This is a genomic window from Campylobacter concisus, assembly GCF_902460575.1.
Taxonomy (GTDB): Bacteria; Campylobacterota; Campylobacteria; order Campylobacterales; family Campylobacteraceae; genus Campylobacter_A; species Campylobacter_A concisus_AW.
Genome location: NZ_CABPUY010000003.1, coordinates 43,168 through 64,468, shown reverse-complemented (window position 1 = coordinate 64,468; position 21,301 = coordinate 43,168). Strand labels below are relative to the sequence as shown.

23 protein-coding genes and 2 tRNA genes are annotated in these 21,301 nt (G+C 39.2%); 8 read left to right on the top strand and 17 right to left on the bottom strand.

Annotated elements, in window-relative coordinates:
• Positions 1–3: 3 nt before the first annotated feature.
• The 4 genes from F3G76_RS06805 to gatC are packed head-to-tail and all read right to left on the bottom strand — an operon-like array spanning position 4 to position 2,509.
• A complete protein-coding gene (locus F3G76_RS06805; RefSeq protein ID WP_002941362.1) occupies positions 4–471 on the bottom strand; it encodes a Fur family transcriptional regulator in 468 nt (155 codons plus the stop codon).
• The gene (locus F3G76_RS06800; RefSeq protein ID WP_035160621.1) at positions 468–1,085 is read right to left on the bottom strand and encodes a CvpA family protein; all 618 of its coding nucleotides are present in this window, start codon (positions 1,083–1,085) and stop codon (positions 468–470) included. Before F3G76_RS06800 ends, F3G76_RS06805 begins: the two co-directional genes overlap by 4 nt.
• A complete protein-coding gene (locus tag F3G76_RS06795; RefSeq protein WP_021085022.1) occupies positions 1,085–2,218 on the bottom strand; it encodes a type IV pilus twitching motility protein PilT in 1,134 nt (377 codons plus the stop codon). Before F3G76_RS06795 ends, F3G76_RS06800 begins: the two co-directional genes overlap by 1 nt.
• A 3-nt stretch (positions 2,219–2,221) precedes the next feature.
• Positions 2,222–2,509: an Asp-tRNA(Asn)/Glu-tRNA(Gln) amidotransferase subunit GatC gene (gatC, locus tag F3G76_RS06790; protein WP_021085025.1), complete on the bottom strand. Its 288-nt coding sequence runs from the start codon at positions 2,507–2,509 to the stop codon at positions 2,222–2,224.
• A gap of 124 nt (positions 2,510–2,633) precedes the next feature.
• On the opposite strand from gatC, the gene F3G76_RS06785 reads away from it, so the two are divergent.
• The 6 genes from F3G76_RS06785 to F3G76_RS06760 are packed head-to-tail and all read left to right on the top strand — an operon-like array spanning position 2,634 to position 6,109.
• Entirely contained in the window at positions 2,634–3,197 is a 564-nt protein-coding gene (locus tag F3G76_RS06785; protein WP_103602128.1) for a hypothetical protein, read from the top strand.
• On the top strand, positions 3,197–4,204 hold the full coding sequence (locus F3G76_RS06780; protein ID WP_103589950.1) for an L-seryl-tRNA selenium transferase: 1,008 nt from the start codon (positions 3,197–3,199) through the stop codon (positions 4,202–4,204). Before F3G76_RS06785 ends, F3G76_RS06780 begins: the two co-directional genes overlap by 1 nt.
• Entirely contained in the window at positions 4,201–4,533 is a 333-nt protein-coding gene (locus F3G76_RS06775) for a hypothetical protein (protein ID WP_103637364.1), read from the top strand. The genes F3G76_RS06780 and F3G76_RS06775 overlap by 4 nt, the downstream gene beginning before the upstream one ends.
• Positions 4,520–5,149 (top strand): type III pantothenate kinase, encoded by a 630-nt coding sequence (locus F3G76_RS06770; protein WP_103637365.1) that lies wholly within the window; start codon positions 4,520–4,522, stop codon positions 5,147–5,149. The genes F3G76_RS06775 and F3G76_RS06770 overlap by 14 nt, the downstream gene beginning before the upstream one ends.
• The gene (hisG, locus tag F3G76_RS06765; protein ID WP_002941288.1) at positions 5,146–5,760 is read left to right on the top strand and encodes an ATP phosphoribosyltransferase; all 615 of its coding nucleotides are present in this window, start codon (positions 5,146–5,148) and stop codon (positions 5,758–5,760) included. Before F3G76_RS06770 ends, hisG begins: the two co-directional genes overlap by 4 nt.
• A 37-nt stretch (positions 5,761–5,797) precedes the next feature.
• Positions 5,798–6,109, top strand: a complete 312-nt coding sequence (locus F3G76_RS06760) for a DUF6980 family protein (protein ID WP_199906762.1) — start codon at positions 5,798–5,800, stop codon at positions 6,107–6,109.
• Positions 6,110–6,518: 409 nt separating this feature from the next.
• Here F3G76_RS06760 and F3G76_RS06755 read toward each other — a convergent pair whose 3' ends face one another.
• The 10 genes from F3G76_RS06755 to tupB form a co-directional block, all read right to left on the bottom strand.
• Positions 6,519–7,844, bottom strand: coding sequence for an aminotransferase class V-fold PLP-dependent enzyme (locus F3G76_RS06755; RefSeq protein ID WP_103637366.1), 1,326 nt, complete (start codon positions 7,842–7,844; stop codon positions 6,519–6,521).
• Between the two features lie 88 nt (positions 7,845–7,932).
• The gene (locus F3G76_RS06750) at positions 7,933–8,121 is read right to left on the bottom strand and encodes a hypothetical protein (protein WP_002941192.1); all 189 of its coding nucleotides are present in this window, start codon (positions 8,119–8,121) and stop codon (positions 7,933–7,935) included.
• A gap of 25 nt (positions 8,122–8,146) precedes the next feature.
• Entirely contained in the window at positions 8,147–8,890 is a 744-nt protein-coding gene (locus F3G76_RS06745) for a winged helix-turn-helix domain-containing protein (protein ID WP_002941311.1), read from the bottom strand.
• On the bottom strand, positions 8,883–9,665 hold the full coding sequence (gene fdhD / locus F3G76_RS06740; RefSeq protein ID WP_149706277.1) for a formate dehydrogenase accessory sulfurtransferase FdhD: 783 nt from the start codon (positions 9,663–9,665) through the stop codon (positions 8,883–8,885). The genes F3G76_RS06745 and fdhD overlap by 8 nt, the downstream gene beginning before the upstream one ends.
• A 219-nt stretch (positions 9,666–9,884) precedes the next feature.
• Positions 9,885–10,526 (bottom strand): formate dehydrogenase FDH3 subunit beta, encoded by a 642-nt coding sequence (gene fdh3B / locus F3G76_RS06735; protein ID WP_149706276.1) that lies wholly within the window; start codon positions 10,524–10,526, stop codon positions 9,885–9,887.
• A gap of 1 nt (position 10,527) precedes the next feature.
• On the bottom strand, positions 10,528–13,350 hold the full coding sequence (locus F3G76_RS06730; protein ID WP_223227440.1) for a formate dehydrogenase subunit alpha: 2,823 nt from the start codon (positions 13,348–13,350) through the stop codon (positions 10,528–10,530).
• A 30-nt stretch (positions 13,351–13,380) separates the two neighbouring features.
• On the bottom strand, positions 13,381–13,554 hold the full coding sequence (locus tag F3G76_RS06720) for a twin-arginine translocation signal domain-containing protein (protein WP_002941238.1): 174 nt from the start codon (positions 13,552–13,554) through the stop codon (positions 13,381–13,383).
• Positions 13,544–14,239, bottom strand: a complete 696-nt coding sequence (locus F3G76_RS06715; protein ID WP_103599520.1) for a TorD/DmsD family molecular chaperone — start codon at positions 14,237–14,239, stop codon at positions 13,544–13,546. Before F3G76_RS06715 ends, F3G76_RS06720 begins: the two co-directional genes overlap by 11 nt.
• Before the next feature lie 245 nt (positions 14,240–14,484).
• Positions 14,485–15,438 (bottom strand): tungstate ABC transporter ATP-binding protein TupC, encoded by a 954-nt coding sequence (gene tupC, locus F3G76_RS06710; RefSeq protein ID WP_149706275.1) that lies wholly within the window; start codon positions 15,436–15,438, stop codon positions 14,485–14,487.
• Positions 15,439–15,447: 9 nt separating this feature from the next.
• Positions 15,448–16,140: a tungstate ABC transporter permease TupB gene (gene tupB, locus F3G76_RS06705; RefSeq protein WP_149706274.1), complete on the bottom strand. Its 693-nt coding sequence runs from the start codon at positions 16,138–16,140 to the stop codon at positions 15,448–15,450.
• A gap of 71 nt (positions 16,141–16,211) precedes the next feature.
• Here tupB and tupA point away from each other — a divergent pair, with 71 nt between their 5' ends.
• Together tupA and F3G76_RS06690 are read left to right on the top strand one after the other, a co-directional pair.
• Positions 16,212–17,030: a tungstate ABC transporter substrate-binding protein TupA gene (gene tupA, locus F3G76_RS06700; protein WP_103558927.1), complete on the top strand. Its 819-nt coding sequence runs from the start codon at positions 16,212–16,214 to the stop codon at positions 17,028–17,030.
• Positions 17,031–17,288: 258 nt separating this feature from the next.
• Complete coding sequence (locus F3G76_RS06690; RefSeq protein WP_223227439.1) at positions 17,289–19,532, top strand: molybdopterin oxidoreductase family protein; 2,244 nt, start codon at positions 17,289–17,291, stop codon at positions 19,530–19,532.
• 277 nt (positions 19,533–19,809) lie between these two features.
• Here the strand turns inward: F3G76_RS06690 and F3G76_RS06685 are convergent, their stop codons facing one another.
• The 3 genes from F3G76_RS06685 to F3G76_RS06675 all read right to left on the bottom strand — a co-directional run bounded on the left by F3G76_RS06685 (position 19,810) and on the right by F3G76_RS06675 (position 21,176).
• Positions 19,810–20,832: a tyrosine-type recombinase/integrase gene (locus F3G76_RS06685; protein WP_188116270.1), complete on the bottom strand. Its 1,023-nt coding sequence runs from the start codon at positions 20,830–20,832 to the stop codon at positions 19,810–19,812.
• A gap of 147 nt (positions 20,833–20,979) precedes the next feature.
• Positions 20,980–21,070: transfer RNA gene (locus tag F3G76_RS06680), tRNA-Ser, on the bottom strand.
• A gap of 30 nt (positions 21,071–21,100) precedes the next feature.
• Positions 21,101–21,176, bottom strand: a tRNA-Phe gene (locus F3G76_RS06675).
• Positions 21,177–21,301 lie beyond the last annotated feature (125 nt).

The following is a 21,301-nucleotide window of genomic DNA, read 5'->3' as shown; positions in this document are numbered from 1 at the left end:
ACCTTACTTTCCCTTTATATTATTTTTTGAACATTTTTCGCAAATTCCATAAAGCTGCATCATGTGACCAGTTAGTTTAAAGCCATGCTCTTTTGCGATGCTTATCTGCCTTTTTTCTATCATAGGATCTTCAAACTCTATGATAAGGCCGCACTTTCTGCATATCATGTGGTCGTGGTGTGGCTTTGTGGCAAGCTCAAATTTCTTGCCTTGTGAGCCAAAGCTGATTGATGTTACCATCTCTGATTCTTCTAGTAAATTTAGCGTCCTATAAACAGTTGCTATGCCGATATTTAGCTCAGGATAGGTCTCTTTTATAAAAAGATATAGCCTCTCTGGCGTAAAGTGTTCGTCGTTGTTATAAAGCGTTTTTAGTAAAATTTCACGTTGTTTTGTATATTTTAAACCGTTGTCGCGAAGAACTCTTTTAAATTTCTCAAGCAAGGCATCGTATTCTAAATTTTCTATCATTTTTCTTCCCCTTTAGTGACGTTTGTGTCGGTGTTTGTGCTTGCATTTGCATCCATTGATATAAATGCATCACTCTTGTTTGTATCCTTTGGTCTTACTACCATCTCATCTAGCTCATTTTTGATGTTTTTCACATCAATATTTGTTATCCATCTACCAGTTTCAAGTAGGAGCGGATAGACCTTGCTATTTGTAAAGTATGGCTCGATCATTTTATTTAGCGAAGTGCCTGACATTACGGCAATGACTGCTGAAAATGTGAGGAAAATTTTGCCACTTCCCATGACAAATCCACCAAGCCTGTCTAAAAAGCCAAGTCCGCTTACTGAGACTATCTTTGATAAAAATTTGCCAACTAGCAGACAAACTAGCCAAAAAACTAGCCAAAGTCCGATAAATGCGACAAATTGTAAAAATGAAGGATTTTCAAATTTATAGATATTTTTGCTTATGAAGCTTTCAGCTACATCTGAAAATCTACTAGCGACAACTAGACCGCCGATAAGTCCGATAAGTCCAAAAGTCTCTTTTATAAGCCCGTTGATTATGCCTTTTACACCAAGTATCAGGACAAGGGCGATGACGATAATGTCAAACCAAGTTACTAAATCCATCATACAGTTCCTATTAAATTTTGAAGTTCTTGCTGGCTAGTCGAGTAGGCTAGCGCGTTTTCTTTTGTGATCAAGCCCTCTTTTAGCGCTTTCATCAGTGCTTGAGTCTGCGTGCTCATGCCAGTTTGTTGCTGATTTAGCTGCATTTGAGAGTAAATTTGATGCACTTTATTTTCGCGTATCAAGTTTGAAATCGCCATATTATTTATCAAAATTTCATGCACAGCGCACCTTCCGCCACCTATTTTTGGTATCAGACTTTGTGAGATGACGGCAGTTAGCGAAACGCTAAGCATATTTCTTACTTGAAGCTGCTCGCTTCCATCAAAGCTATCAACGATCCTATTTATAGTTTGTATGGCTGAGTTTGTGTGAAGCGTGCCAAAGACTAGGTGTCCAGTCTCAGCCGCTGTAATAGCCGTAGAGATCGTCTCTCTATCCCTCATCTCGCCCACAAGTATGATATCTGGGTCTTCGCGAAGTGCAAATTTTAGCGCCTTTGAGTAAGAGTGCGTGTCGGTACCTATGTTTCTATGTGAAAACAGGGCTTTTTTGTTGTTATGCACAAACTCTACTGGGTCCTCAACAGTGATGATGTGCTTTCTATAATTTAAATTTATCTCATTAAGCATCGCAGCAAGCGTCGTTGATTTACCACTGCCTGTTGGTCCAGTAACTAGGATAAGGCCTTTTTCTCGTTTGATGATATATTTAAAAATTTGTGGTGCATTTAGATCATCAAGCGAAGGGATATCGATAGGTATGATACGAAAAGCTGCGGCTAGATCGCCATTCATCGTGTAGTAATAGTTGCCACGAAAGCGACCAATATTTGGAAGCTCTATGGCAAAGTCAAGCTCTTTATTGTTTTCAAGCTCGCTCTTTTGGGCGTCAGTGATCAGAGCGTAGCATAAATTTTCTATATCTTTGCCACTTAGAACGCCAAATTCAAGCGGCCTTAAAGTGCCATCTATCCTTATCTGAGGCTCAGACCTTGAGACTAGGTGGAGGTCGCTGGCTTTATTAAAAACAACAGTTTTTAGAAGCGTTTGGATGTCACCAGAGAGATTGCTCTCTGATGCTTTGGTTTGGGCATCCGAGCTTTGCGCTCTTAGTTGTTCGATTAGATCCATATTTTACTCTATGATCTTTGGCACGGCAAAGAAGTGTCCTTCGCGTGAAGGGGCGTGCTTTAAAATTTCATCGACAACGTCACTTAAATGTGGCTCATCTTCTCTTAATGGAGTGCCACCTTTTATAGAGCTAACTACGGCCTCATCGCTGCTTAGATCAAGCTCGTTTAAAACATCGACAAAAGATACGATTTCACTTAATTGCTTCTTAATCTCTTCTCTTTTTTCATCATTAATTTGTAATGCGGAGAGTTTTTCTAGTTTATTTAAGAGAGTGTCGTCTATTTGCATTATTAAGCAACCTTTTAATTGATTTTGAGGCATTATATCACATTCAAGCTTTAATTTTGGGCTACTTTTAATTTAATTATGCTAAAATCTGCGAATTAAAATTTTTCAAAAACAAGGAAAAACGTTGGCTATAAAAGAAGACTTAACCGAGATAAAAAAAGAGATCGACGCCCAGGAGCAGTTTCTTGAGAGTATGATCAAGGGAGAGCGTTTTTTTAGGAAATACAAAACTTTGCTGATCGTGCTATGCGTGGCAGCTATCGTCGCACTCATCGGATTTTACGCTAGTAAGGTTTTAAACGACAACAGAGTTGAGGAGGCAAATTTAGCCTATTCAAAGCTTATCTTAAATCCAAATGACGCAAGCGCTTTAAATGTTTTAAAGGAGAAAGAGCCAAGCTTATATGCACTTTTTTCACTTGGGCAAATGCTTGATAAAAACGATACAAAGGGCATTAGCGAGCTTGCAAATTTAAAAGTAAATCCGATCGTAAAAGATATCATCCTTTCGCAAACTGGCGATGCAAATACTCAAATTTTAAGCGAATATAACGCACTTTTAAAAGGTTTTGAGCTTTTAAAAGAAAACAAGATCAAAGAGGCAAACGACGAATTTAACAAGATCGCACTTGACTCACAACTACAAACTTTAGTTAAAAATTTAAAACACTATCAGGGAATAAAATAATGAAAAAACTTACACTATTCTTGGCTTTTGCCTTGGCTTTAGTTCTAAGCGGATGCGGCACAAAAAGACAATATTTTGAGCCTGCGCAAACTTCTGGTGAGATATCTTTGTCAAAAGATCTTCCTTCTTACATAAAATCAGCAAATGCAAATGGCGCAACGCTTGATAATGGCAACATCATCACGAAAAATGGGCTAAACAAAAGCGTTACCTTGCCTGAAAATTTCAATTTCTTAAACGAAAACAACGGCTTTGTCATCTCAGCTAGCATAAATGGCGATCTAAACGTGACTGATCCTAGCGGCCACAGCGTTTATAGTGGTAAATTTCCAACTGCGATTGTAGCAGCTTCGCTTGATCAAAACCAACTTGCAGCTATCAGCGCATCAAACCACATCTACCTAATCGATATCAACACAGCTACGACACTAATGGAGTACAGCTCATCTGACATCGCAGCGGTTGATTCAAGAGTTGTGGCACCTTACTTTATGAGTTCACTCATCGTCTATCCAGCACTTGATGGCAAAATTTACATCGTACAAAAAGATACTGGTAGAATTTTGCGCGACGTTGTCGTAAGCTCTGAAAATTTCTTTAACAACATCATATTTTTAGGCGTTGAGGGCGATAACCTAATCGCAGCAACAGCTAAAAAACTAATCGTCATCAACCCAAGCCAGACAGTATATTATGACGGTGAGATCAAAGATGTGCTAGTTCATAACGATGAAATTTATATCTTTAAAAAAGATGGCACGATCGTAAGAACAGACCTCATGCTAAAAGAGCAAAATAAGGTAAATTTCAAATTTGCTATCTTCTCAGCGGCTACTATCATCAACAATAAGCTCTATGTCATCGAAAAAACAGGCTATGTTATAAAGACAAATTTAGACCTTAGCGGAGCTGAAATTTATGAATTTAGCGACGAGATAAAAGATAAAAGCTTCATGGGCAATGGCGCATTTTACTACGATAACGAGTATGTTAATCTAGGGCAATGAACCAAAAAATTTGGGAGCTTTTTGAAGCTAAAAAGATCTTGCTAAGAGATCTAAAAAGGCTTGACCTTAGCGAATTTACCAAGAAACGCTCGCTTGAGGCGTTTTTTGGTGTCGATACAAAAAATTTCTACGAGATCGTTTTTTTAAGAAGTGCAAAGAGCAGGCTTTTGCTTAAAGAAGCCAGCGAGATAAATGAAATTTGCACTAAATTTGAAGAGAAATTTCAAACCAAGATCAAAAAACGTGTGATCTTTTACAGCTCTCAAATTTGCTCAAAATCTCTAAACTACTTCAAAGAAGAAGGCTGGAGCTGTTATGATTTTGTGTGATATCGGCAACACCAACGCCTCTTTTTTGCAAAATGGCAAGATCACACATATAAAAGTTAGCGAATTTAAAAACTATAAACCAAACGAAAAGGTCTATTTTATCTGCGTAAATGAAGAAATTTTGCGCATGATAGATAAGGACGAAATGTTTATAAATTTAGAGCCTTACTTTGAGATAGACACGATCTATCAAGGTCTTGGAGTAGATAGAAAAGCAGGGTGCTATATGATAAATGATGGCGTTATAGTAGATGCCGGAAGTGCTATAACCGTTGATATAATGGCAAACTCGCTTCATCTTGGAGGCTACATCTTGCCTGGCATCGCAACTATGTTAAACGCCTACAAAAGCATCTCGCCACGCCTTGATGTGACACTAAATTCGCAAATAGACATCGATGCGTTGCCTCAAAAGACGAGCGATGCTGTGAGTTATGGCATCATAAAGCCCATTATCACGCTCATTTCAAAGTTAGCAGGCAGCAAAAAAGTCTATTTTACTGGCGGAGATGGCGACTTTTTGTCTAAATTTTTTAAAAATGCCATTTGCGATAAGATGCTGATCTTTCGTGCCATGCAAAAAATAATCGATGAGAAAAAGGAAATTTTAAAATGATAACAGTAGCCTTGCCAAAGGGCAGGATCGCAGAAGATACACTTGAAATTTTTAGAAAAATTTTTGGTTCGAGCTTTATGTTTGAGGATAGAAAACTCATCCTTGAAGAGGGAAATTTTAGATTTTTAATGGTTCGCAACCAAGACATACCAACTTACGTCACCGAAGGAGCCGCAGATATCGGCGTGGTCGGCCTTGACGTGCTTGAAGAGCATAAGCCAAATGTAGTGAGGCTACTTGATCTACAAATAGGCAAGTGCAAGGTCTGCATTGGCATAAAAAACGAAGATGAGCTTGATTTTTCAAGGTCTGAGCTAAAGATCGCTACAAAAATGCCAAATATCACTAGAAACTACTTTGCAAAGCTTGCCGTTGGCGTGAAGATCATTAAGCTCTATGGCTCGATCGAGCTAGCACCACTTGTTGGGCTAAGCGACGCGATCGTCGATGTGGTAGAGACTGGCTCAACCATGAAGCAAAATGGACTAAAAGTGGCTGGCGACATCATGCAAAGCTCAGCCTATCTGATCGCAAATAAAAATAGCTTCATCATCAAAAAAGATGAAATTTTGGAGCTTTATCAAAAGATAAAAGATGAAATTTCAAAGTAAAATTTGAAAAAATGTAAATAGCACAAATAAAGAAAAAATGGTTAAGGTAAAACACTGTTGCTCTCAAATGAAAGAGGCAACGAAATTAAATTGTAAGATTCATAACAATATTTATGATTGCCCAGACGTGCTTATTTCGTATTATCCTAAATTTGATGAATATGGAATTATCGTTCACGATGGTGGCACAAGCAGTATTTCAATCAAATTTTGCCCTTTTTGTGGTACAAAATTACCAAAATCAAAACGAGATAAATGGTTTGACAAAATGGAAAAATTAGGAATAGATATTGATAATGATGAAATTCCTAAAGTATATTTAAATTATGGTTGGTGGTTGAAGAAGTGATTGAAAATTATTTTTTAACTCTTTTTAATCAACGTAAAAACTAGTTGTTGCCAATTTCAAACGGCTATTACATAAAAGATCTTTAGAAATTTCTATTTAACTAGATGTAAAAACAAGATAAAATGCTTAATATTTTTTGTCCACTCACAATGGTGGCGTGTTTTGTTAGAGTTTCTTAAGACCGAGCAGGTATAGCTCTGTACAAAAACAGCAAATTTGCTTTAAATTCTGCTGGCAAAATTTGATCCAAGATGGTAAATTTTATTTGATACAGTTAAAATTTAAATGGGAAGAAAGAGTAAAATTAGATTAAAAAAATATAATTGTTTTTGCATTTTAAAATGGCAATCTAAATTTAAATTTTTAACTTTTCTTGATAGTTAAATTTAGCAGAAAACAAAAATTTAACCTAAATTTTACCGCCAAACATCTCATACATCGCCTTTTCCTCGCCCCAAAGCTCGCGGTGCTTTTTGATAGATGATTTGATAGCGTTTATGAGATAGAGCACATCCTCTTTTGTGTGCGTGTAGTGCATACTCACCCTTACAAAACCTGGCTTTTTCTCTAAGATCTTATTTTCTTTAAGTCCCAGCAGATCAAAAGCATAAGGTCCAGCGCACATCACGCCAGCGCGACTTTGTATGCCGTAGTTGTTGCTAAGTGTTGCGGCAAAGTCATATGGCGAAATGTCTCGCACATTAAATGAAAAAATAGGCAGTTTTTCTGCATTTTTAGGGCCATAAATGGTGATATCTTCGATACTGCTAAGCTCTTTTTCAAAGAAATTTGCCAGTTCATCTTCGCGAGCTTTGATATTTTCTACTCCGACACTTGCTTGCAGGCTGTAAGCTAGACTTGCTCGCACCAGCCCCAAGATAGATGGCGTGCCAGCCTCTTCAAGCTGCTCGACATTTTTTATAAAAAGGTGCTTTGAAGGCGTTGCAAGAGCGATGGTGCCGCCACCTGCGAAGCTTGGTATATCGCTTGTATAAAGCTCTTTTTTGATCGCCAAAAGCCCACAACTACCAACTCCACCAAGTAGCTTGTGAGGCGAAAAAAAGGCTGCGTCAAAGTAATCGGCATCTAAAATTTCATGCGAGCTGGTCGCTGCGCAGTCAAATGCCACCACTCCGCCAAATTTTTTAACGAGTGAGTAAATTCTCTTATAGTCGGTTTTCACGCCTGTGACGTTTGAGGCGGCGCTAAAGCAGGCGATGATCTTTCTTTTTGCGTTTAGTTTTAGCGTCCTCTCAAGCATCACGTAGTCTATCTCGCCGTTTTCATCAAGTGTTATGCGCTCGCAGTCGCAAAGTCCTTCGCGAAAGCTGATCTCATTTGAGTGGTGCTCATACGGGCCAACAAGCACGAGTGGTAAATTTACGCTTCTTAAATTTGCTTCGCCGATCAAGGCTCTTGTGGTTGGCGGCAGATAAATCCCCATTATCTCCTGAAATTTCTTTATCGCAGCCGTTGCGCCTTGACCTGTTGCGATGAGATAAAAGCTCTCATCAAGCCCCAAAAGCTCCTTTAACTCGGCTCTTGCGTTTTCGTAGCGTTTTTGCGTTAGCACGGCACTTGAGCTGCTGTCTGAGTGTGTGTTTGCGTAGGTTTTTAAAAATTTTGAAATTTCATCTTCGATAGGCGCATAGGCAAGGCCTGAGGCCGTGTAGTCAAAATAGTAAATTCCATCTTTTAAAATGATATTTTTTCTTACTTCATCTATAGTTGGCACGATTTTCCCTTTGGCTAAAAAGCGCGATTATAATGAAATTTTGTATAAAGTGAGGTTACAAGCGGGCAGGGCGCCCACTCGCGTCTGTTTATTTGTTTAAGAAGTTTTTCTCTAACCACTCGTTAGCTTTTGCTTCACTCTCAAATCTTTGGCTCTTAGCAACTTGGTTTGCACCCTCATAAAAACGGATACGAATGCCGTCTTGAACGCTATCGATCTTGATTCTAGTGATCTTATCTTTGTTTAGATAAGTCCTGTCGTTTAGTTTTACATACATGTTTTTCTCCTTTTAAAAATTTGGTTTATTTTTTATCGTTTTTCTTCTCGTCTTGTTTTAAAAATAGCTCTTTAAAGCGCTTATTTGCGTAGTCTTCGATGTCATTTTGAAGCTGTTTATAGGCGTTTATGAGCTCATGAGCCCTATCATTTAGCGTAGTGCCAGCACTATCTCCGCCACCTTGCTTGGTCGTAAAGAGATCTTCTTTTAAATTTTTTTGCAAAATTTGCAGATGTGACCAGCATTTTTTATAGTTCATACCTAAAATTTCAGCTGCCTTTGATATCGAGCCAACCTCGGCTATAACGTCTAAAACCTCGGTTTTGCCCTTGCCAAATATAAGCTCGCCCTCGTCGTTTTCTATCCAAGTCTTCGTCTTTACTCTCATCTTTTTGCCTTTCTTTTCCTTAAAACAGCCTAGCTGACAGTACTTCACATCAAAGCCGTAGTCTCTAAGCGTCGAGCGCATGGTCTTTAGCCCGCCGTTAGCCGCCGCCATCTCTCTTGCATCTTTGCAAAAAACTCTGCCCTTTTCGTCGCTCACTTCTTTTAGTTTTAGTGACAATGTAAATTTACCTCGGTCTTTATCCAAGCCACCAAACTGTCCAAGCTCGCAGTTGTCTATCTTGATGCCTAGCCTGGTTGCCTCGTCGCTTACTTCGCCGACCTCTATGCCAAGCTTGTTTGCGATCTTAAAAGCCGTGCCGCAGTCAAGTTTGCCACTTTTATTTAGCGTTTGTTTTATTAGCTCTTCTAAATTTTTACTCATAAATTCTCTCTTCGCCACTATAAACGTTGATATTTTCGCCCCTTGCAAAACCACAAAGTGTAAGCTCAAATTTACGAGCGATCACCACGCCAAGGCTAGTCGGTGCTGTCCTTGAGATAAGCGCTGGGACGCCGTGCATAACAGCCTTTGCGACCATCTCTGAGCTAAGCCTGCCACTCACCATCAAAAATGAATTTGCTAAGTTAGCTCCGTCTAAAACGGCCTTGCCAACGGCCTTGTCGATCGTGTTGTGCTGAGCGATATCCTCGCCTATGTAAAATTTATCTTCGCTTACAAAAAGCTTTGCCGTATGCACGCAGCCAGTCATCTCGTAAAGCTCGCACTGCGTGTAAAACTCCTTCATTTGAGCAAGGATCATATCTTTGTTAAATTTAGCTCCGCTTTTTACAGCTCTTGCTGCCATCGCCTGTGGGTCGATATTTGCCGTTGAGCTTCTGCCACAGCCACTTATTATGACCTTTTCTTCGTCAAACTGCTCTAGGCGTTTTTCGTTCACTTTGGCGCTTACATAGACGCTTAGCTCATCGCTTGAGAGCCTAACTTCAGCTATATCCTCTGGCTTTGTGATGACGTTTTCACTGATCAAATAGCCCAAAGCAAGCGCCTTTTGATCCGTTGGCGTTGCCATGACGGCACCAAATTTTTTGTCATTTATGTAAATTTCAAGCTTGATCTCACGCACCAAAATATCATCAACCTGTGCTTTTTGCTCGCCTTTATATTTGATGATCTGCGTTTTATAAATCGGTTCCATCTTGCTCCTTGAAGTTTTCACAAATGATAGCCCAAAAAGCTAAATTTAATTTTGGATTGTAGTAAAAACTTGCTTAAACAAAGCAAAAAGCTTAAACGCATTTTGATACGAAATAAACGTTATTATAATTAAAATTTGATATGCAAAATAGGCATATTTCTTAAAGTATAAAATTAGAGAAAATAACAAATTTTATAGGTGCAAAAAGCACCTATAAATTTACGCTTTTAGTTTTAGTCTGTCGCCAGCGTAGTAAGCGATCTTCCAAACAGTAGTTTGTTTTAGATTCTTTTCACCATAACCTCTTGCAGCAACTCTGTCATTGTAGATTTTTTCGATCACATCTGACTCGCCAACTAACAAAGCCTTTGTAGAGCACATCGCAGCACAAACTGGCACCTTGCCCTCAGAAATTCTATCTTGTCCATATACTTCGCGCTCTTCTTCACTATTAGTTGGTAGCGGACCGCCTGCACACATGGTGCATTTATCCATTACGCCCCTTGCACCAAACGCACCATCTTTAGGGAATTGTGGCGCACCAAATGGACAAGCATATAAGCAGTATCCACAACCTATACAGATATCTTTATCGTGAAGCACGATGCCATCAGCTCTGATGTAGAAACAATCAACCGGACAAACAAGCGAACAAGGCGCGTCTTCGCAGTGCATACATGCGATTGATGTTGAAATTTCTTTGCCGGGTACACCTTCATTTAGTGTGACGACGCGGCGTCTTCTAACGCCAATAGGCAACTCATGAGCTTCATCACACGCTACCGCGCAACCATTGCAATCAATACATCTATCTGTGTCGCAGTAAAATTTAAGTCTATTGTTATCGTTAAATGTGCTCATATTATGCCCTTTCTATGCGGCAAAGACCGCCTTTTGTTTCTGGAATTTGAGTGTTGATATCATATCCATAGTTTGTTACGGTATTTGCACTCTCGCCAACCGCAAATGGCAAAGTTCCTTCTGGGAAATTTCCAGTCATATCAACACCTTGCATATATCCAGCCCAGTGGAATGGCAAGAAGATCATATCAGGCTTGACTGATGGCACGATCCTTGCACGAACCTTGATCTTAGTGCCCTCAGGTGAATGAACCCAAACAAAATCCCAATTTTTAATACCATGTTTAGCCGCTAGCTCTGGGTGGATGTCGGCAAACATCTCAGGCGTAATGCGTGATAGATACTTACTAGCACGCGTCTCCATACCAGCACCACTGAAATTTACAAGACGAGCTGTAATAAGGTTGATAGGGAATTCTTTTGAGAAGTCCTTACTTTGTTGCAAGCTTTCAAATTTAGTATCAACGCGGTATTGTTTTGCTTTATCTTTAAAGCTTGGATACTTCTTGGCTAGATCTGGTCTTGGTGAGTGGATCGGCTCTCTATGCTTAGGGATCTGATCAGCAAATGTCCAAACGATAGTTCTAGCACGTGCATTGCCATACGGAGCGATGTTTTTCTCCAAGCATTTTGTTGCTATGATATTACTATCATCAGTTGACCAGCTGGCTCCGATCCTTGCTTTTTCATCATCAGTTAGTGTGATGCCTAAAATTTTCTCGATATTGTCTTTTTTGATCTCAGGATATCCGCCATTTATAGATGAACCAACTGGCGCTGAGCCTTCAGCTGCTAGCTGACTAACACCGTTGTGCTCTAAACCAAAGCGGTTTCTAAAGCCCATTCCGCCTTCGCGAACTGATTTATGTGTATCATAAAGTATTGGGCTACCTGGGTGATTTTCTGTCCAGCATGGCCATGGGAGTCCGTAGTATTCGCCCTCAACAGGAGTGCCAGGCTTGCCAAGAGATGTTACTTCATCGAATTTATCCCAGTTCTCTTGGTGGCGTTTCAAGCGCTCAGGTGTCCAGCCAGTCATACCGATAGTTTTTATAATATTTGCTATCTCGTGAGTAGCAGCTTCTGGCCATTCTATCTTGCCGTCAGCATCCCTTATAGTGCGAGTTAGCTCGTCATAGAAGCCTATACGTTTAGCTAGTTCAAATAACAATTCATGATCAGGTATGCTCTCATAAAGTGGTTTGCATACTTGGCTTCTCCATTGACCACTTCTGTTTGTAGCTACGACTGTGCCGCTAGTTTCATACTGAGTTGAAGCAGGTATGATATATACATTATCTTTTTTATTTGTTATAACGGCAGCGTCATTTACAAACGGATCTACACAAACAAGTAACTCAAGCGCATCAAGACCCTCTTGAACCTTTGCTTGTTGTGCAGTAGATGTGATACCATTTCCTATAACTACAAGAGCTTTTAGGCTATCTCCTGCATTATCGATCGCATCATTACCATCTTTACCATTTAGCGTACCAGCCCACCAGCGTGCAAGTGAAAATCCTGGCTTAAACATCCACTCAGGCTTGATAAAATTCTTTTGCAGCCACTCGAAATCAACCTTCCACATTTTTGCAAAATATTTCCAGCTTCCTTCATTTTTAGGGTAATAACCAGGTAGGTTGTCTGGTAAATTTGCCATATCAGTTGCACCTTGAACGTTATCGTGGCCTCTTAGGATGTTACATCCGCCACCACTTACGCCCATGTTGCCAAGCACTAGTTGCAAGATCGGAGCTATACGAGTGTTTGAGCTACCTATTGTGTGCTGAGTTAGACCCATCGCCCAAACGACTGAGCCAGGGCGGTTTTTAGCATAGACTTCTGTGATCTCTTTAAGAGTTGCAGCTGGCACTCCAGTCACATCTTCAACGACTTCTGGTGTCCATTTTGCAGCCTCTTCACGAATCAGATCCATACCATAAACACGGTCATCAATAAATTTCTTATCCTCCCAGCCATTTTCAAAGATGAGATTCATCATGCCATATACAAAAGGTATATCCGTTCCTGGGCGAATTTGTGCGAAATAATCAGCCTTTGCAGCTGTTCTTGTATATCTTGGATCGATTACTATTAGCTTAGCGCCCTTTTCTTTTGCTTTTAAAAAGTGTCTAAAGCCAACTGGGTGATTTACCGCTGGGTTTGATCCGATTATAAAAATAGACTTCGCGTTTTGGATATCTCCAAGGTGATTTGTCATAGCTCCATAACCCCAAGTATTCGCCACACCGGCGACTGTAGAGCTGTGTCAAAGACGTGCTTGGTGATCTAGGTTGTTTGTCCCAAACATCGCAACGAATTTGCTTATATAGTAGCTTTGCTCGTTGCAGTCTTTTGCTGATCCTAAAAACATTACTTGCTCTGGATTTTTCTCGCGGTAAGCTTTTAGTTTTGCACCGATCTCGTCAAGTGCTTGCGTCATAGAGATGCGTTGCCACTTGCCACCAACTTTTTTCATCGGGTATTTTACACGGCAGTGTGAGCGCACCATATCGATAACGTCTGCTCCTTTACAGCAGTGACCACCAGCACTTACTGGGTGATCTTGTGCTACTTCTTGACGTACCCATACACCATTTTCTACCTCTGCTAGCACTCCGCATCCTACAGAGCAAACTGTGCAGACAGTTTTTACTATTTTTGAGTCTGGAAATGGGTTTGCCATCTCTTGAGCTGTTGCTTCTCTTGTGACATTGCTTGCTGCAAAGCCGGCCGCTCCACAAGTACTTGCTAATGCAGCCATTTTTAAAAACGATCTACGACCGATGTTGTTTGGCGTAGCGTTTAATCTAGCTTCAGACATTTTCATCCTTTCTTAAATTTCTATCAAATTTTATTTTGCTTGTTTGTAGTAAAGTTCCCAGTTTTTGCTTCTTTTATAAAGCACCTCGGTCTTTTTACTCTTTCCTGATTTTAAATTTTCATTAGCATTTGCTGCTACCGCACCACTTGCTGCCACAGCGCCAACTAGACCGACTTTTTTTAGAAATTCGCGTCTATTTTGCATATGTACCCTCCGTTCTTAGTTTTCTTATCCTATTTTTTTCTCTTCTTATGCTTTCAGATCTTGAAAGACCATCGCTCTTTTTGTGGTCTATCTTGACTGGTTTTGGTGAGTTTAGTGCCACGCGCTCAAACGCGATAAATTCGTTTAGCAAAACGGCCACATCCTTGTAAATTTCACTATTTTTATGCTCGTATAAATTTTCTATAAACTCATCAATGTTTGGATTTATAATATTTTTAAAAAGCTCCTCTTCGCACTCGTCAAATTTACCGATAAACTCGTTCATAAGCGTAAAGACAAAGCCCACGTTATCTTCATTCTCTTTAAATTTACTCTCATCTCTTCTGATGTTTGTCTTAGCCAAAATTTTACGCACATCAGCGCAAGCATGCCCCACCTCATAACCCTCATCGTAAAAAGAGAGCGAGTTTCGAAGCGGACTTGGCGGAGTGTGAAAAATGTCATCAAATTCGGTGATCAAATTCTCTGGATTTTTTTCATCAAATTTACTTTTTATATTTGCAACAGCATGCGATACTTTATCATTTAGGCTGTATTCTTCTATGAGATCAAGCATTTTACTAAGGCCATCAAATCTCTTTTCATCTTCACTAAATACGAAAAATTTAGAGAAAGTAGCGTAGTAAAGTTTTCTGCCAGCTGCAAATTCCTCTTTTGTGCTCACCTTTTTCCTTAAATAGTTTTTTAACGACACTGAAACTATACAATTAATTGCCTTATTAATGTGGCTTAAAATAAAATAAATTAGAAAAGTTAAAAAAAGCTTAAATATGCCTTAATTGCATATTTAAAAACGCCATTTTTAGGGAGTTATATAAGATATGATTTTTTAGCAGGATTATTAAAATTTAGCTGTTTTTTGATATCCATTTTTATTTTTGGACTAAATTTAAAGAGTGGGAGCAAATTTTACTCCAAAGCTAGCATCGAGCCATCTTCAAATTCTAAAAATACTCTCTCGCCGATCTTTGTAATTTCATCATCGTGGCTAAAAATTTTGATCAAAAAGTCGCCAACTTTGACCTTCAAAAGCTTTTCATCGCCCATATAAAGCGAGGCTGAGTGCAAAACCCCTGAAATTTGACCCTCCCCACCTGTTTTAGAAATTTTTATCTTGCTTGGGTTGATCGTGATCTTGCTTTTACCTTTAAAATTTGAAGGTAAATTTAGCTTCGAATCATCGCCAAAGCTTAGCACGCCACCTTCTATCTCAAAGATATTTTTGTATTCAAACTCGCAGACTCTGCCTTTGTGCAAAAACACGCACTCGTTTGCTAGCATACTAAGCCACTTCTCGTCGTGACTTGCGATGACAAAGCCGCAGCCATATTTCTCGTGCATCAAATTTATAGCCTTGCTAAAGAGCTTTGAAGTGCCGATATCAACGCTATTTGTCGGCTCATCAAGCAGATAAAATGGCACTCTTAAAGAAAGCGCAAGTGCAAATGCGATGCGCTGCGTCTGCCCTGAGCTTAGCTCAAAGTGGCGCTTATCTAAAAATTTCTCATCAAGTCCTACAAGAGCGAGTGCTTCGCTAGTTCGCTCATCAAATTCGCTTAGTAAATTTCTACTTTTTAATATGGCTTTGAAATTTTCTCTCACACTTCTTTTTAAAAGGGCAGGCTCAGGCAGCAAAACGCAAATTTTACGCAGCATTTCAAGGCTTGGTTTATTTTCACCCCAAAGTGAAATTTCCCCACTATTTGGGCTTTGCAAGCGTGAGAGCACTCGTATTAGCGTGCTTTTGCCGCTGCCGTTGCTGCCCATTAGAGCGGTTATCTTTTTAGTATTTATATCAAGGCTTGGGATATTTAGGATCTCGCTTTTGCCGTAGTTTAGGTGTAAATTTCTTATCTTTATCAAAATTTGCTCCTATTTGTCGAGTTTTCTTAGCGCAAAGATCGCTAAATTTACTAAAAATGCGATAAATATCAAAACCATCGCGAGCGCTATACCCATGGCAAATTCACCCTTGTTTGTCTCTAGCGAAACGGCTGTGGTGATCGTGCGGGTAAAGTACTTGATGTTGCCGCCTATCATCATCGCAACGCCCACTTCAGCCACGATCCTGCCGTAAGCAGTGGCGATAACTACCATGAGAGCGTAGCGTAGCTCATAAAGCACGCAAAAAACTAGCTTTGGGGCTGATAGGCGTAAATTTAGGATAGTTAGATAGTGCTTTTTCTCCATATTTTCAACCACGCTTGCAGTAAGCGAGATGATGATAGGAAGGGCAAGCACAAACTGGCCTAACATGACCGCTTTTAGCGTAAAGAGTAAATTTAAGCTACCAAGCGGGCCATTTCTCGTGATGAATGCGTATAAAATAAGACCAATGGCAACCGTTGGCATGGCTAGAGCCGTGTCACTTAGAAGGCGTAAAATTTTGCGACCTTTAAAGTCATAAAAGCCAAGTATAAAACCAAGCGGAAAGCCTACAATAACAGCAAAAAGTATCGACACGCTTGATGTGTAAAGGGTAGCCTTGATGGCTGAATATGTTTCAAGATTGCCGTTTAAAAGTAGATTAAAGGCTTCTGCAAAGCCGTGAAGTAAAAAATCCAAATATTATTCCTAATTTTTTATTCATATTATTTTAATATGCTATAATACCACATTTTCTAAAAAGGAGAAAAATGAAAAAGATTATTTTAGGCTCACTAGCAGCCGCAGTTTTGGCGTTTGGCGCTGACAATGAACTAATCATGGCGACTACAACAAGTACAGATAACACTGGCTTGCTTGACGCGATCTACCCAGTTTATAAGGCAAAAACAGGTGTTGATATAAAATGGACAGCTGTTGGTACAGGCGCAGCTCTAAAGCTTGGCGAAGACTGCAACGCTGACGTACTTTTCGTTCACTCACCAAAAGTTGAGAAAGAATTTGTAGAAAAAGGTTTTGGCTTAAAAAGAAATGCCGTAATGTACAATGATTTCGTCGTTATCGCTGATAAATCTATCGCTGATAAATTTAAAGGTAAAGATATCAAACAAAGTTTTGAGCTTATCAAAAAAGATGGTATCAAATTCTTCTCACGTGGCGACAAATCAGGCACAGATAATAAAGAAAAAGGCATCTGGAAAAAGATCGCTGGCGAAGTCCCTGAAAAAGATAGCTGGTATATGCAAACAGGTCAAGGCATGCTAGCTACGATAAATGCTGCTGCTGAGCAAAAAGGTGTTACATTTACTGACCGCGGTACTTACATTAAATATGAAGCAAACCAAAAAGGTCATCCTGAGATGGTCATCATCAACGAGGGCGACAACGACCTTAAAAATTTCTACTCTCTAATCGCAGTAAATCCAAAACACTGCCCTAAAACTGACATCGAAAATGCAGAGAAATTTATAAAATGGGCGACAAGCGAAGAGGGTCAGAAATTTATAGGTGACTTTAAACTTCTTGATAAGCCACTTTTCACTCCAGACGCAAACACACGCAAGAACTAATTCAAAGGGCGAGCAATCGCCCATTTTTTATAAATTTTCATAATCTTTAAATTTATTTTTAATCACTTAAGCTAAAAACCAAATTTAAAATAAGACAAAAAATGGTAAAAAGCTCCGTAAATTCAGCGTCAAAGTAATATGCAAATTTTGCATATTACTTAAAATTTTTTTAAATAAAATAATTAATTTTAAAACTACTTTTATTTTATAAGGTATATAATAACCGAACTATTAGAAATATTACTTGAAAGGAAATCTATGCAAAAGATTGTTCAAACAACCTGTCCGTATTGTGGAACTGGTTGCGGCATAGACCTTATCGTAGAAAACGGTAGGATAGTCGATGCAAAGCCGACTGAGAACCACCATGTAAATGATGGCGAGTTGTGCTTAAAAGGTATGTTTGGTTGGGAATTTGTAAATTCTCCAAAACGTTTAACTAAACCAATGATGAGAAAACTAAACGGAGAGTTTAACAAAGAGGGCAAACTTGAAGAGGTTAGCTTTGAAGAGGTTTATGAATTTTTAGGAAAGACTTTTAAAAATAGCGTTGAAAAATATGGTCCAAGCTCTATCATGGGCTTTAGTTCGGCTCGTTCAAACAACGAAGACAACTATGTATTTCAAAAATTCTTTCGTGCTTTAGGAAGTAACAACGTAGATCACTGCGCTCGTCTTTGACACGCTCCAACAGTGGCAGGTCTTGCCAGCACCCTTGGAAACGGAACGATGACAAATGATCTTGTTGAATTTGCGACTGATACAGATGTATTTTTACTAATAGGCACAAACACAAGCGAATGCCACCCTATCATCGCTATGCAGATGCAAAGAGGTTTAGAGCGTGGTGCAAAAATGATCGTTGTGGATCCAAAACGCACCGATATGGCTAAAAAAGCCGATATATTCTTGCAAATTCCAGTTGGCTCAAACATCAAAACACTAAACACAATGATGAACGTCATCATCTCTGAAAATTTACAAGATACAGAATTTATCGAAAAATATGCAGAGGGTTTTGAGTATCTAAAAGAAGCCGTAAAAGACTTCACTCCTGAGAGATTTGAGCGTGAGACTGGTGTCAAAAAAGAGCTTATAACTGAGGCTGCTAGGATGTATGCAAAAGCTGGCAGTGCTGCCATTTGCTACACTATGGGTATCACTCAGTTTAGCGACGGCACATCAAATGTATTCTCGCTTTCAAATTTAGCGATATTAACAGGAAATTTAGGTAAAAAAGGCGCTGGAGTAAATCCACTTCGTGGACAAAACAATGTTCAAGGCTCATGCGATATGGGCGCACTACCTAACGTCATCCCAGCAGGTGCAGTAAATAGCGCTTACGCACAAGAGCAAGCTCGCAAAGTTTGGCACTTCGAGCTTAATCCAGTGCCTGGCTTTAAACTAACATACGCACCTGATAAGATGGATAGCGGCGAGCTAAAAGTGCTTTACGTTTATGGCGAAAACCCTGTTATGAGTGACCCTTGGACAGAGCACTTTGTGCATGCTACACACCACTTAGATTGCTTTATCGTGCAAGATCTATTCTTTACTGAAAGTGCTCAAAAGGCCGATGTCGTCTTACCAGCAGCTGGTTGGGGAGAGAAAGATGGAACATTTATCAACACATCTCGCCGCGTTCAAAGGACTAGAAAAGCAAGCGAACCAGTAGCTGGCGTAGAGCCTGACTGGAAAGTAGTTTGCAACATCGCAAAGGCTATGGGACTTGAGGGATTTGACTTCTTAAGTGCAGAAGAGGTTTGGGACGAGCTTAGAAAACTAATGCCTAAATTCTTTGGTGGTATCAGCTACTATAGACTTGAAAAACTAGGTGGCATCAGCTGGCCATGCCCTGATGAAGATCACCCAGGTACACCTGATCTTTATACCGATCACAAATCAATGCTACCTGATGGTAAATTCCGCCTAGCTCCAGTACTTTACGCTGACGATAAAGATAAGCGTGCGAGCATGGAGGCTGAATTTAAAGCCAAAATGCATATACCTGATGGCTATCCAGTAGGCTCAGGTGCGATGAGCGAAGTACCTGATGAGGTCTATCCTTGCTTATTTACAACAGGTAGAAAAGTTTATCACTACCACACTGGTACGATGACAAGAGAGTGCCCACCGCTAGAGTATGGTGCTGGTATCGAAGGTCCGCTAATCGAAGTAAGCCCTGATATCGCAAGAGAAAGAGAGCTAGAAGATGGCTGCTACGCAATGGTAGAGAATAAACGTGGTAGGATCGCAGCTAAACTTCGCGTAAATCCTGACCTTAGAGAAAGCACGATATTTACGACTTTCCACTATAGTGAGGCTGACGGTAACGAGCTTGCAAACGCACAAGACCACGACCCACTCTCAGGTATCACACCTCTTAAGATCACTATAGCTAACATAAAAAAATTAAGCGAAGAAGAGTATATAGCATTTAGACAACAAAACGAGATGTCTATGCACTCTGAAAAACCTTATCTTTCACCTGTTAGATCATAATTTCAAGGGCGCAATGCCCTTGAATTTTTAATTCAAATTTTCATAGCAAATCAACTTTTATTAATTAAATTTTTCTATTGTTTTAGATGAAATCTCATAGTAAGAATGGGTTGTTTTTATAAAATTGCTATGAAGTGCTATCTCTATTTTTTCTTTCACATCTATCAAGGCTCTTAGACTTTTAAAGCTTGTATGCGTCGGCTAAAAGCGTTGTTGGCTTTAACTTTTAAATTCTGTGATCACTAATTGGCGTGAGAGTTTAGGTATTATTTTTCTTTTAGCTGACTAAGGCAAAATTTTTGGCTGTTTTTGAATTGTCACCCAAATACTCAATATTTTTATGTATCGTAATTTGCCTATATTTGCTAACGCCTCCTTTTTGCTTGGCAGTCTTAACATTTATAAATTTTATGCCATCTTCTTCGCCTACGCTTTTACTATCAAGTTGCCAAATTTCATTAAGTCTTAGCCCAGTATGAAGAGCAAACATCATATAGTTTCGTAGATCAAGCCTTTTTGTAGCAAAAACTATTTTTAATTCATCTAGACTAAAGTTATCTTTTGGTGACTTCTCGTCGGCTGAAATTTTAAAAGATGTAAGCATTTTAAAAGGATTGGTCGTGAGCTTGCCCATCTTTATGGCATAGTCAAAGAGCCTCTTTGAGTAAGATGTGTAGTTGTTGATGGTCTTTTTATTAAGCTTTTTGCTAGCTAGAGTTGTTTGAAAATTTTCAGCATCGCTGTAGATAAACTCTTTACCTTGATGATCTTTAAAAAACTCATCAAGGAGCTTGCCAGTCTTAATATAATAGCCCTTGGTCTTATCACTAGATTTTAGCTTTAAACACTCTGTTTGCGCATATCTTTTAGCTACTGCTTCAAAAGATAGCGGCGAGGTTTCTTTTGGATTTAAAGATGCATCCAATAATGTTTTGAGCTCTTTTTCAAGCTTTTCTTCTGGAGCCACTAGATTATAAAATTTAGCTATCACCTCTTGTGAGAGCTCTTTATATTCGCTAACATCTAAAAATATGCCATTTTGTTTAATGCACCGCTCATTTAGTCTTTTAATGTTTATCAAGGCTCTTAGGCTTTTAGAGTTTGTATGTGTTGTGGTTATCTTTTTAGCAAGAGCTTCGTTGGCTGCGGCTTTTATAGAATTTGCCAGTTTTACCGCCTCATCTAGATCTTTTGTGAAAAGGCAAAATTTAACAGTTAGCTTTTTGCTATCTTTAAGAGCGGTATCAAAAAAGTAAAAATTTGGTCTGTTGGGAACCTTGGTGATCAATCTAGAGCTCATAGAATGATCCAAATAGTTTCTGTAACAAAAGTGCAAATTTTCTGTAACAAAGCTGATTTGTCTGAAATTTAAGACAAAAATATCTGCTAATAAATGCAGTTAAAACATCGAAATTTAGGGAAGTTTGGAAAAAAAATATTGTGTTGGTGGCGGACAGAGAGGGATTTGAACCCTCGAGCCCCGATTAAGAGCTGCACCCTTAGCAGGGGTGTGGTTTCAGCCGCTCACCCATCTGTCCACGTTCAAGAAAAATTTTATTAAAAAGAAATGGTGGTTAGAGGCAGAATCGAACTGCCGACACGCAGATTTTCAGTCTGCTGCTCTACCGACTGAGCTATCCAACCACCTTGATAAAAGAAATTGGATTATACATTTTAAATATTTAAACTAAGTTTAAAAATCTACAAGAAGCTTTTGTTTTTAAAAACTTTAAATATAAAACTATAAATTTTAGCCCGACAAAGTTAAA